This is a genomic window from Fervidobacterium riparium (assembly GCF_025370035.1).
Classification (GTDB): Bacteria; Thermotogota; Thermotogae; order Thermotogales; family Fervidobacteriaceae; genus Fervidobacterium; species Fervidobacterium gondwanense.
The window spans coordinates 1,718,051-1,730,513 of sequence record NZ_CP009277.1 but is presented as its reverse complement, the minus strand read 5'-3'; the positions used below and the strand labels follow the sequence as shown (position 1 = coordinate 1,730,513).

Below are 12,463 nucleotides of genomic sequence, written 5' to 3'. Positions count from 1 at the left end.
TTGAAATATCAAGATGATTGTACAGAGGGGATTTTGATTGAGAAAATTTGACTTCTATAATGATGACAAGACAATTAAGAGAATACTTGTTTTGAAAGCAATCGTATACGTTATCTCACTAATTATTGGTCTGAGTAATTTTTTACTATTTTTGTTGATACTTTTGATATTAAATATACCGCTCCTTAGAAAGTCGGTATTTGGTCGTCTTCCAACAGATACGAAGGCTTTAAGAAAGAGTGGTGTATTGAGATTCTACGAAAGTTATGAGTACTTGCCAAAACTCAAACTCGATATATATTATCCCGTGGGGTATTTTCACAAGAACGCTTCCCATATGACGCAAGACATGAGAGAGGAAATCGTAAAGTCGGCAAAAGGTATAGTTCTCTTCGCACACGGCGGTGGTTGGATAACAGGATACAGAAGGCAACCAAACAATACTTCATGGTACAGATACTTGGTAAGTGAAGGTTTTATAGTTGCAACTATCGACTACGCAAGAGGTTACAAGGCAGTGATAGAGCAGTTGGTCGATGAGTTAGGGATCGCATTGCAATTCGTAAAAGGTATCATGAAAAAGCAAAGAGTTGAGAGGAAGATTTCTTTGATGGGGTTGTCAGCAGGCGGGCATTTGGCTCTCCTGACAGCAAGCAGATTTCCTGAGGATGTGGATAGTGTTGTTGCGTACTATGTACCATGTGATTTGCTCGATATCTGGAAATCGCCTTCTATCTTTGCACGCATAGCAGCTGCTACAACTCTGAAGAGGTTACCAAATAAGGACAGATACATATATGAAAAGTACTCGCCGATAAACAATTTGAACAGGAATTTTCCAAAAACGCTCTTAGTACATGGCTTAAAAGATTCGGTTGTGCCTTACCACTCATCAGTAAAGATGTTTAAGAAACTCAGAGAAAACGGAATAACATCAAAACTTCTCCTGCACCATTTTGGCAACCACGGATTCGAGTTTGTGTTGAGAGACAAGAGAACTGTTGATATAATTGAAAAAACGTGCGCCTTTTTGGAGGGACAGTTATGGTAAGTTTTGAATACATCGGTAAGGTTAAAGACTATACTCAAGGATATATAATGAAATCAAAAAGGTTTAGAGGTGTATATACACGCTTTCACACGTTATATCCAAATCCTGAAAAGGGAGCAGAAATCGTCGAATATTATCTATTCGACCCGAAGAAAGAGCCTGTTGGCATTTTGTTCATACTCCATGGCCTCGGCACAAGTAACATACCGTTTTTGCTATGGATGGCAACGCACTTGGCAAACGCCAATGTACGCGTGGTCATGCCAATTTTACCGGGTAATTTTACGCGTGTAGCTCACGGCTCAGTTAGCGGAAAGGATTTCTTTGATGCAGATGTGGAGAAAGCAACTAAATTTTGGGAACAGTCTGTTGTAGATGTGCTTACCATAGTTGATCACATAAAAGACCAAGGTCTTTGGGTTGACAATTCACACCTATTCGGTTTTTGCCTTGGAGGAATGGTTTCCGTCATGATCAACGCATTTAGGAACGATTTTAAACGAACCATACTTATGACCGTTGGTGGAGAAATGGCAACCTTAATGTGGCATTCACCAACCTTGGCGTATTTTAGAAGAAGTGTCGAGAAGCTTAAAGCAGGGGGTAAGATAAAACACTTTATCGATGATCAGAAAAAGTTTAAGGAAATATTTGCCCAACAACTCGCAGAACTGAAAAGATTTAGAAGTGTTGAAGAGATGCAAAACAGTGACATACACCCGTATCTAAAACTTGATCCTATCGCTTACGCACAATTCGTAGACAAGAGCAGAATAATATTTGTCGAAGCACTGTTCGATAAGGCACTTCCACTGAGAAGCAGAAAAATGTTGTGGGAAGCACTTGGCAGACCAAAGAGATATATTATTCCAAGCGGACACGTCACTTGGCTACCATTTGGATTCTTCGTTGCAAGGTTTATCTTGCAGAACATGGGCATAAGAGAGTTCAAAAAGCAGATGGAATTACTTAAGAAAATTGAATTGGAAGAGAAAAAATAAAAATAAGCGCCTCCTAAAAGAGGCGCTTATTGTATAGGTCAAATTACTTATTCGTTAATTAGCCATTCGTATATAAGTTTCGTGTAGATTCTGATGTACTTTTTAAACGATTCTAACGACCAGCATTCATCAGGCTGGTGCATATGAGTGTCTTCTCCCGGGAAGACTGCTCCGTATGCCACACCATATGGAACACTCCTTGCATACGTCCCACCGCCAATTGCAAGTGGTTCTGTCATGTCCCCGGTCTCTTCTCTGTAAATTCTCAATAATTGTTGTACAAGGTCGCTATCCTTCGATACGTACAGAGGTTTACTGTAACTTTTCCTTTCTACTTCAAATCCTTTCATCGCTTCTTTAATTTGGAGTGTTAGCATGTCAACATTGTAGAATATCGGATGGCGAATGTTTATGACAGCCTCCACTATGCCGTTTTCAAGTTTCAGAATTCCAAGGTTGCAAGTTAATTTCCTGCTCACATCGTCCTGACCTGATACGCCAAGGCCTATGCCATAATAATCTTTACCAAGGCGCTCGTAAAGTGTTTGGAATACTTCACTGTTCGGTCCAAAGTCTATTCTTGAAAGGATTTCCAACATACCAGCTGCTGCGTTGATGCCAGCTTCTGGATGTGCACCGTGAGCAGATTTTCCAAAGGACTTTATTGTTATCTTGTTTCCGTCAACTGTACATTCGTATTTGCACATACCTTTGTAATTTGAAACGAGATATTGTATTTCCTTAACTTTGTCAGTTTCTAAAACTGCAATACATTCTTCTGGGACAACGTTTGCTGCAGTGCCAGCTTTGAGCTCCAAAACTTTCGTGCTGTATTCTCCGGAAATTTGTCTTTTTATAGAATAAGTCACTATACCTTTCTCAGCGAAAACAAGTGGAAAATCGCCATCAGGAGTTACCGCTGCATCAGGATATGGCTCTTTTGTAAAATAATACTTCAAACATTGTGAACCGTTCTCTTCATTTGTTCCAAGGATAATCCTTACCCTATTTTTCGGTTTTTCAACCAACTCAGAAGCGATCTTAAGTGCAAACAGTGCTCCAATGCTTGGTCCTTTGTCATCCGAAACGCCTCTTCCGTACATCTTTCCTTCTCTAATAACCATTTTAAATGGATCATCAGTCCATCTACTTCTGTCACCTTCCGGAACAACGTCCAGATGCCCAAGCACTGCGTAAAGTTTTCCACCTTGACCATATTCGACGTGCCCTGCGTAATTATCAACATTTACTGCTTCAAAACCGAGCTCTTTCGCTATATTCAACGTTTCGTTCAGTGCCTTTGCAGGTCCTTCGCCAAATGGCATGCCTTCTTTTGGCTCCCCCATCACAGACGGAATAGCAATAACCCTTTCAAGAGCTTTCAAAATGTCATCAAAGTACTTATCAACAAGTTCGTTGATTTTTTCGTTTACTCCCATCTTCATTCCTCCCTGAATTTTTTCTCATATAAATATTTTATCACACTCAGACAGTTTTTTATCTCTTGATAGTTGAATTTCTCACTACTAATTCAACTGGCAACGTTAATTCAGTCACAGAGCCACTTTCAATGTTATTCATCAATATCCTAAAAGCCTCCGCACCCAGTTTCGGTTTGTCCGTTCTCACTGTAGTTAAAGATGGCTCTACTATCGAGGAAAAATATATGTCATCAAATCCGACTATTGACACATCGTCTGGAATTCTGATACCTCTTTCTTTCAATGCTTTCATAACAGCAAAGGCATAGACATCATTGTAGCAAATTATACCATCATATTCAAACTTCGTTTTATTCTTCTCGATAAACTTAACGAAAGTATCATATCCGTTGTCGAAACCATCTTTCGAATATATTACTTCAAGCTTTGCGCTAACATTTATTTCAGAAATAGCCTTTCTTACCCCAAGTTCTCTCATTTTGGATGCGTACTTATACTTCTCGGCGTTCACAAGTAGTAACTTTTTGTGGTTATTTTCAAGCAAATGTTTTGCGGCCAGATACCCTCCCTTTTCATCATCACTGCACACGTAGTTTGTCACCAGTTCGTCAAATTTACTACCGATGATAACATTTGGAATTTTCTCATCAACAAGTCTTTTCAGATCATCATTTCTTGTTTGAACAGCCGTGATGATTAACCCTTCAACCCTTCTCTGCAGGAGTATTTCTATTGCTTTTTCTTCGTTTTCATAACTTCTATCCGTATTGATGAGTATTATTGTATAGCCATATTTCTTTGCTTCAAGTTCAACACCTTTTATCACTTCCGCATAAAAAGGATTGGTGTTGTCGACAACAACAACACCAACGATGTGCGACCTTTTCGTCCTCAAAGCACTTGCAGCACAATTTCGCATATACCCAAGTTCTGATGCGACTTTCAGAATCTTTTCTTTCGTCTCTCGCTTGACATACCCTCGATTACCAAGAGCTCGAGAGACAGTATTAATTGAATAGCCTGAAATCTTGGCAACGTCCTTAATTGTGACGAAGTCCTTCTTCTTGACCATTATTTAAAATTCTCCTCCTCAATCTTTTGAACTTCTTTGTATGCGTTATTGAGGAACTCCCGTCTCCATTCCGGGAATCCTTCGGTAAAAGACGATTCAAGCCATTTATCAACTATATCACAAGCTTGCTCTGGTGCAATAACCCATCCACCCATTGTCAAGACATTTGCGTTATTCACAACTTTTGCCATCTTGCCTGTGTAACTCCCTTCTACCGCTACTGCGTATATGCCTTTGAATTTGTTAGCAACTATAGACATTCCTGCACCTGTCCCGCAGATAAGTATCCCTCTTTCAAATTCGCCTGACTGTATCTTCTTAGCAACTCTTGGAGCGACAACGTAGTAAGGAAACCAGTTTTCTAAATCGAGTGTGCCCACATCTTCTACGTAATATCCTTTCTCTTCTAAATGCTTTTTAACCGCTTCTTTGAGTGTGAATCCAGATTTATCTGAGCCAATCACAAGCCTTTTTTCAGACATAACTGCACCTCCAGCATCAGATTTTTTTGTAGTTCTGATAATAGTCTTTGTAAGGAACTTTCTGTACAGGATCGATACTCAACCAGTTCATGACCTCTATGACTTCGTTATCCCATGTTCCTTTGACCACGGGGAAGTGGTGTTCCAACTTCCTAACGAGAAGCGTATTAACTAAGTCGAGGATATTTATTTCCTCGCCGAAATATCTCAGTTTACCGAACCAACCTCTGCTGCCGTCGTAATCAGGCTTGTTTTCGTTTGACAAGAATTCACCAGAGAGAACAAAGTATTCTGATAGGTTGTTCCCAATCCTCGCTATAGTTGCTGGCATCTGTGCAAATTGCATGCTCGAAACGGGTGCCATCGTCAACCAGCCTCTGTCTTCGGTGTACGGTCCAGGATTGAAGTGTCTTTCCAACACAGGAACGTTTTTTGAATAATACCTGCTCCCAATACCGCAGTGCCACAAGAATATGCTGTTATCATTCGTATCAAAACTTGATAAATCCATCAATATCGCAGGATAATCTGCTACGTATTCCAACATTTTCATGCTCAAAAGACTGATTATATCGCCTTCGCAAACTGTTGTGTTGCCCTCATCAGAGAGGAATGCATACGCACCACACGGCACCATGCCGAGCTCAGATCTGAACCTGGGCCAGCAGCTTATCGCAAGTCCATCGTAATTCCCCTTCTCGGAGAGTTCTCTGACTGCGCTCACAAGCCGAGCCATCTTTTCAAGGAAACCTTTCGTAAAATCGTCCGCTATATTGTATTTTTCTCTTATTTCATTCTCCACTGCTTTGACTTTAATCTCATTTTGTTCTAAGAACATCTTCTTTAAATCTCCAAATTCTATCTCATCGACCGAAACGCGGAATTTCTTCATAAACTCTCGGGGATCATAGAATAAGTTATCAAAACCAGGTGCGCGTCCGCCGACCAACGCGTAGTTAGAACCTTGTATGTTCTTAATGCTCCTTAAAGCCCTTATTGTAACCTCAAACCTTCTTCTAAACAATTCGTCTTCAGGAAATCCGTAAAACCATTTCGCATCCTTTTCTAAATACGGCATGTACCTATCGAGTATGCTCATGTTGAGATTCATATTACAGAACGAATTTAGCGGGAGTGGTCCTGAGTTTGTTATCTCAGGCACAGCCCACAGTCCGAGGTAAGCTTTTGTCTGCCCGAGGATTTGAATCAGATATCCTGAAGAAAACGACGTCGATTGAACAAGGAGAAGATCGACGTTTTCTCGTTCCATTTCGTTGAGTGCTTCAAGAGCATCTTTTTTTGTAACCACAAAATCTTTACGCCAGTAGAATTCAAACCCCATTTCCTGAGAAAGCTTTTTCAATCCTTCTACACTTCTTTGATAAACTTCCTGCTTATTTCCACGGTAGTTCAATTGAATAACTCCGACAAGCCCCACTTTCAACTTCTTTTTCATTGCGCACCACCAACTTTCTCAAACAAAGCACCCCATTCAGAATTTTGCCTGTAAAACACGGGTGGATAGCCAATTGGAGCATCTATTTCATACCAACCGCCGCTGTATTTTTTGTCACTCCAGAGGTTCACCCATTCATCTTCAGGTAAGAATACTTTTTTCGTACTTTGACCACTTTCAATAACTGGCGCTACTAACAAGTCTTCGCCGAAGAGATATTCGTACTTCATTCCTTCGGTGTCTTCAACTTTGTATTTGAGATTAAGTGGCATGATTATCGGGTTGCCGGTCGTAGAGTATCTTCCCACAAGATTTTTTATGTACGGCTTTAATAAGGCATGTATTCTACTCATCTTTGCGAAATGTAGCAACGTCTCTTCGTCGGAATCGAATTGCCAGTTCTCATCAGGCCAGTTTCCTTCATGCGTTCTCATAACCGGTGTAAATGTAGCTTGTTCCACCCATCTCATGAACAATTCTTTTGTCCTCTTTGTCACCACGACGTCCGGGATATTTTTGGCGAGTGTCGTGTACCCTCCGATATCTGAATGCGTCAAGCCTATTCCAGACATTGTCATCGAAAGAGCAGCAACGATTACAGACGGTAACCCGTCATCTTTTGACCAGTTTACCATCTGGTCACCATGCCAGAAGAGAGTGGAATATTTTGAACTGTAAAGGTTACCTGCCCTCATGAAAAAGACAACTTCACCACTTTTGCCTGCCTCTGCCACAGCTTCAGCATTTATCTTCGCCCAGTCGACCGGGAATCTATTGTGATAAAGCTCAGCGGGTGTACCATCGTAAAGCACCGCATCCGTTGGCAAGTACTCACCGAAATCCGCCATCCAGCCAGAGAGTCCTATACCTATCATGTTCGTCTTTATCACATTCTTTATCCATTCCCTCGCTTCCGGATTTGTAAAATCAACCAAAGCTGCTGGGAATGTCGTGACAACAACGTGGTACTCTTCACCGTTTGGTTTCCTTACGAGATATCCTTTTTCAGACGCCTCTTTGTAAAGCGAACCCTCGAGAGCTAAGAACGTGTTTATGTATCCAAGCGTCCTAATACCCATGTTCCTGAGCTCTGAAATCATCTCTGGAAGATTCGGGTACATGTTTGCATCGTACACCCAATTCCACATCAGTTGCTTTCCAAAAGTTGTGACTCTCTTCCCTTCCCAGTCCTGAATCCACAAACCAGATATTTTCAGACCTTTATCCAAGGCATTTTTTATCTTCTGCATCACAATGTCCCTACCGCCTTGGAGTCCTAAAATCACGCCATCGTACACCCAGTCAGGCAGAGGATTTGGCAGTCCTATTCTTTTCGTCAAATTTAAAACAGTCTCATATAGGTTATCTGCAGTGCCAAATTCAATGCTTTTCGGGATTTCATGTATTTCTATTTCATGGAAGTTCTTGTGAGAGAAATCAAATTCGCTGTAAGCGTAGGTTTCAAAAATTGCGTAATACGATCTATTAGAAACAAACGTTGGTTGTGGGAAGTATGTCGTGTACCAATCACCACCCGCATCGTCTTTAAAATTCGCAAAGTGCGTTATTATATCTCTCTTGTTTCGTCCAACTCCCTGCTCAGAAACCCACAAAGGCACCCTCTTTCCGCGCAGATTCAAATACGAAAATTGCTCGCCACAACCGTAAATCTCCTCGTTTTCAGATGTTGGTATGTAAAGCCAGAATCTGTTGAGCCCGTGTGAGTGTTCAAGAATTCTGATTTTTAAAGAATTGCTTTCAATGGTGAATTCACACTTCACCTGTTCGCCATTGTCGGAGAGAAATAATATCTCACACGTTTCGTTACTAGAAGTGAGAACTCTGAATTTCTTCAGAGGGATTTTCTCTTTGTAATACTTCGATATGTTAAAGTTACCGTGCGACATCTCGTAGCTGTTTTCACCGTACCCAACGGCAAGAATTGGAAAATCCTCGGCATGGATTAACTCAAAACCTCCAAGTTTAATTCTCAACGATTTATCTTTAATCTCGAACATTCTTATCACCTCATTAATGCTCTCCATAATCTATTTCGTTCTCAGCAGGTTCTTAGATGCATCGTATATATCTTTTGCTGTCATTTTGTACTTCTGGAGCAAGAAATCTGTCAGTCCAACTTCGCCGAAATGATCTCTCACTCCTATTCTTGCAACTGGAACGGGATAGTTTTCTGATACCACTTCGCAGACAGCGCTACCCCAACCGTTCAATATGCTGTGGTTCTCCGCCACAACGATTCTTCCGGTCTCTCTCGCTGCTTTGATTATTGTCTCTTCATCGACCGGTTTAAGCGTGTACATATTCAAAAGTCTAACGCTTATCCCTTCTTCCTCGAGCATATTTGCTGCGATAATCGCTTGTCCAACCATGAGCCCGGAAGCGATTATTGTTATGTCTTTTCCATCTTTCATTGTAAAAATCTTTCCAATCTCGAATTTTTCATCACCGTTGAAGAATTTATCTTTTCTCCTTCTGTACATTCGCGTGTATACAGGTTTTTCATGATAAATAATATCTCTAAAAAGCGAAGAAAACTGGTAAGCATCAGCGGGTTCAACAATTACCATATTTGCAAGATTCCTCATTATCCCAGCATCTTCAAAGCTCATGTGAGTCCCACCGTTCAGTTCTGCGGTGACTCCCGGATCTGTTCCCATTATCTTTACTGGTAAACCTGCGTAGGCTATAGAAATAGTTATCTGGTCAAACGCGCGTCTTGTAGCAAACGGGGTAAAGCTGTGCGCTATTGGTATTAATCCCATGTTGGCAAGTCCTGCCGAAATTCCCATCATGTTAGCCTCGGCAACGCCTACGTCGATAAATCTTTCTGGAAATCTTTCTTTGAACTTTAGAGTGCTGTCTGATCGTGCTAAATCAGCATTTAAGACAACTATTCGTTCGTCTTCTTCTGCAAGTTGCAATAAGAGTTCACCGTATGTTTCTCTAAGTTCCTTGTCAGTTTGTGTTGGCAGTGGTAATTTATCTGTCATCTTGCATCATCTCCTTCGATCTCACTTCTCAATGTTGTAAGTGCTATCTTTAGCTCCTCTGGTTTTATCGGCATATTGTGTGACGTTACTTTTCCTTCTGAGAAGAACGCACCTTTACCTTTCACTGTGTGGAGAATAATCATCGTAGGCTTTTCTTCTTGTGATAGTCCTTCGCGGATTGCGTTGTAAATCTCCTCGACGTTATGCCCATCAACCTCTATCGTGTGCCAATTGAAAGAGCTCCATTTGTCGGAAAGGGGTTCAAGGTTATTTACCTCGTGAATGTATCCGTCTATCTGCATCTTATTGTAGTCTGTGAAGGCAATTAAATTATTTAGTTTGTTATGTGCTGCAAACATCGCAGCCTCCCATATCTGGCCCTCTTGCGATTCGCCATCACCTATAAGTGCGTAAACTTTGACATCAGATTTCTTTATTTTCGCTGCAAGTGCCATACCAACAGCTGCTGACAAACCTTGACCAAGAGAACCGGCGGTCATATCTACCCCTGGTGTTTTCAACCTGTCACAGTGGCTCGGAAGATTCGTGTTTGGTTTGTTCAAAGTGTAAATCCATTCGTATGGAAAATATCCAAGGTCAGCCAAAACGGAATACAAAGCAGGACCTGCATGACCTTTCGACAAAACAAATCTATCTCTACCTTCCCACTTTGGATTGTTCGGGTCTATTCTCATCACCTTGTAGTAAAGTACCGAAAGGACTTCTGCTATAGAAAGCGAACCACCGACATGTCCAACACCGAGGTGTCCTATCATCTCTAATGTAATAATCCTAATTTGAGTGGCTTTCTTCCTCAAAAACTTTATCTCCTCTTGGGTGAGAGCTGGCAAAGTATTCAAAATAAATCCCTCCTTCTAATGTTATCAAAGTTATCAATTATCAGTATATTTGATTAAGTATCTCCAACACGTCTTCGTATCTCGGTTGACCTGGGGTTAAATCTATAATACGAGCCTCCATAGAAACCTTAGCTATATTTTCAAGCTCTTCCTCTTTAACACCATAATCGCGGAGTCTTGTAGAAAATCCTGCAAACTCTATGAGTTCTTCAACCTTCTTTGCAAGTTCATCGATATTCTTCAAGGATAAATATTGAATAAGCTCGTCCATTTTTTCTTTAACATGCTTATATGTCCACATTATCAAGCTTGGAAGAGTCAATGCGCAGGCAAGCCCGTGCTCTACGTTATAGAAACTCGTTATTGGAAAGCTTATCGCATGTGCTGCAGTTGTACGTGTTTGGCTGAACGCTATACCCGCTATCGTTGCGGCGATAGCCATCTCGTCCCTTGCCCACTCTTCACCATTCAATGAAGGTTTAAAATTTTCAAAAATCATCTTCATAGCTCTTAACGCAAGTCCTTCCGTGTACGGTTGCGTGCTTGTAGCCCAGTAGCTTTCTATGGCATGAGTTAACGCGTCTAAGCCTGTTGTACCAGCCACTCTATGAGGCATCGAGTACGTGAGAACCGGATCAACGAGTGCTATATCAGCCCAGAAAGTCTTGCTCGTCATCGGCTTTTTTATGCCATTTACAGTATATACACCAACGTTGGTTACCTCACTTCCCGTGCCTGAGGTTGTTGGAACAAGCATCAGCGGTAATCTATTCTCAAGTTTCTTTTTACCTTCAAGATATTCGCTTAACTTCCCACGACTGACAATCAATGAGCTGACAGCTTTGGCTGTGTCGAGCGTACTTCCACCGCCTATTCCAATCACACCATCGAAATTGAATTTTCCACTTGTGTAATCGCAAGTGATGCTGATAATATCGTCGACCATCTCGCATGGTGGGTTTGGAAGTATCTTGTCAAATACAAAGAAAGAATCGTACTTGCTCATCGCCCTTTTAAAATACTCGCTTTGGCTAACGTATGGATCACATATAACCAAAACGTTTGAAAAACCCGAAATCTCGCGTGAATTCTCTAAACCGCCCTTTTTGTAGACAACCCTTACAGGATTGTAAAGCTCGAAATTCTCATGCCCTTTTATCATAAGCACCACCTTCTAACCACGTTTTGATTTTCTAAAATAATTGCTCATGGTGAGTATAAAAGCACCAAAGAGCACAATAACCACACCTATTATCTGCTTTGTGTTGACTGCCTCACCGAAGAGTGACATCACAATTAAGACATAAACTGGCATAAATAAAAGTGAAGTTCTCACAAGCCAAACAGGAAAAATTCGCAAGTTCCGGTAATAAACTACATAAATCAGATACTGAAGAATACTTGCCATGACCAACCCTGTTGTAGATGCCTTCAATCCAAAATTACTTAATCCCAGTGCGACCTCATTAACCAGATTATTAAGTGAGAAGATAGAGAAGAAAACCAACGTGAAAAAGTTATTATAAAAAGCTATCACAAAATCTGATGCGGGGTTTTTCTTATCTTCTTGGACACTTCTAATAACAAACGCATTGAGACTTATAAAAAACGCGCTGAGAAGGAAAAAGACATCCCCGTAAGCAAGCTTAAATATACTACCACTGCCTGAAACGAGGGCAACGCCAAAGAGCATGAGAACCATCGACAAGATATCCATAACCCCTGGCATCTGTCCAAGAAATGCTGATATGACCGTCGAGAAAAGAACGTCTGTTCGCAATAACACTGCACCTTTCGAAGCCGATGAGTATTTGAAACCAAGAAAAGCTGTTATGTCGAGCGCAAATCCAAGTAATCCTATCAAAACTAACCTGGGAAATATATTTTTAAGTCTTAATAATTCATAGCTCTTCTTTGATAAGAAACCCACAAAAAGCATTAAAAAAAGCACAAAAGTTCTTATAAAAATCCCTGTAAAAACAACACTATACGTTGTTAATGCAAACTTGTTGGTTATATAATAACTACCCCATACGATTACCAAGGCTAAGAGATTTATTAACTTGATAAGCTACACTCCCCTTTTTG

At 40.8% G+C, this 12,463-nt stretch carries 11 protein-coding genes; 2 read left to right on the top strand and 9 right to left on the bottom strand.

The genetic code is table 11. The features are described 5' to 3' along the window. Nucleotides 1–37: 37 nt before the first annotated feature. Together IB67_RS08280 and IB67_RS08275 are read left to right on the top strand one after the other, a co-directional pair. On the top strand, nucleotides 38–1,051 hold the full coding sequence (locus IB67_RS08280; protein ID WP_498875233.1) for an alpha/beta hydrolase family protein: 1,014 nt from the start codon (nucleotides 38–40) through the stop codon (nucleotides 1,049–1,051). Continuing rightward, nucleotides 1,045–2,052 carry an alpha/beta hydrolase gene (locus IB67_RS08275; RefSeq protein ID WP_498875232.1) on the top strand — a complete coding sequence of 336 codons (1,008 nt, stop codon included), beginning with the start codon at nucleotides 1,045–1,047 and terminating at the stop codon, nucleotides 2,050–2,052. The genes IB67_RS08280 and IB67_RS08275 overlap by 7 nt, the downstream gene beginning before the upstream one ends. A 47-nt stretch (nucleotides 2,053–2,099) precedes the next feature. Here IB67_RS08275 and pepV read toward each other — a convergent pair whose 3' ends face one another. From pepV to IB67_RS08230, 9 genes are read right to left on the bottom strand one after another with little or no spacing between them, the layout of a single operon-like run. Beyond that, the gene (gene pepV / locus IB67_RS08270; protein ID WP_498875231.1) at nucleotides 2,100–3,491 is read right to left on the bottom strand and encodes a dipeptidase PepV; all 1,392 of its coding nucleotides are present in this window, start codon (nucleotides 3,489–3,491) and stop codon (nucleotides 2,100–2,102) included. Nucleotides 3,492–3,549: 58 nt separating this feature from the next. Beyond that, the gene (locus tag IB67_RS08265; protein ID WP_498875230.1) at nucleotides 3,550–4,566 is read right to left on the bottom strand and encodes a LacI family DNA-binding transcriptional regulator; all 1,017 of its coding nucleotides are present in this window, start codon (nucleotides 4,564–4,566) and stop codon (nucleotides 3,550–3,552) included. After that, a complete protein-coding gene (locus IB67_RS08260) occupies nucleotides 4,566–5,048 on the bottom strand; it encodes an RpiB/LacA/LacB family sugar-phosphate isomerase (RefSeq protein WP_072759065.1) in 483 nt (160 codons plus the stop codon). The genes IB67_RS08265 and IB67_RS08260 overlap by 1 nt, the downstream gene beginning before the upstream one ends. A 16-nt stretch (nucleotides 5,049–5,064) precedes the next feature. Beyond that, nucleotides 5,065–6,504, bottom strand: a complete 1,440-nt coding sequence (locus IB67_RS08255) for a hypothetical protein (RefSeq protein WP_072759066.1) — start codon at nucleotides 6,502–6,504, stop codon at nucleotides 5,065–5,067. After that, entirely contained in the window at nucleotides 6,501–8,522 is a 2,022-nt protein-coding gene (locus tag IB67_RS08250; protein ID WP_434223418.1) for an alpha-glucosidase, read from the bottom strand. Before IB67_RS08250 ends, IB67_RS08255 begins: the two co-directional genes overlap by 4 nt. 30 nt (nucleotides 8,523–8,552) lie before the next feature. Next, nucleotides 8,553–9,515, bottom strand: a complete 963-nt coding sequence (locus tag IB67_RS08245; protein ID WP_072759068.1) for a transketolase family protein — start codon at nucleotides 9,513–9,515, stop codon at nucleotides 8,553–8,555. Further along, nucleotides 9,512–10,375: a transketolase gene (locus IB67_RS08240; protein WP_245789530.1), complete on the bottom strand. Its 864-nt coding sequence runs from the start codon at nucleotides 10,373–10,375 to the stop codon at nucleotides 9,512–9,514. The genes IB67_RS08245 and IB67_RS08240 overlap by 4 nt, the downstream gene beginning before the upstream one ends. Before the next feature lie 40 nt (nucleotides 10,376–10,415). Further along, nucleotides 10,416–11,537, bottom strand: a complete 1,122-nt coding sequence (locus IB67_RS08235) for an iron-containing alcohol dehydrogenase (protein WP_072759069.1) — start codon at nucleotides 11,535–11,537, stop codon at nucleotides 10,416–10,418. A 12-nt stretch (nucleotides 11,538–11,549) separates the two neighbouring features. Continuing rightward, nucleotides 11,550–12,434 carry a DMT family transporter gene (locus IB67_RS08230; protein WP_281246566.1) on the bottom strand — a complete coding sequence of 295 codons (885 nt, stop codon included), beginning with the start codon at nucleotides 12,432–12,434 and terminating at the stop codon, nucleotides 11,550–11,552. Between the last annotated feature and the right edge of the window lie 29 nt (nucleotides 12,435–12,463).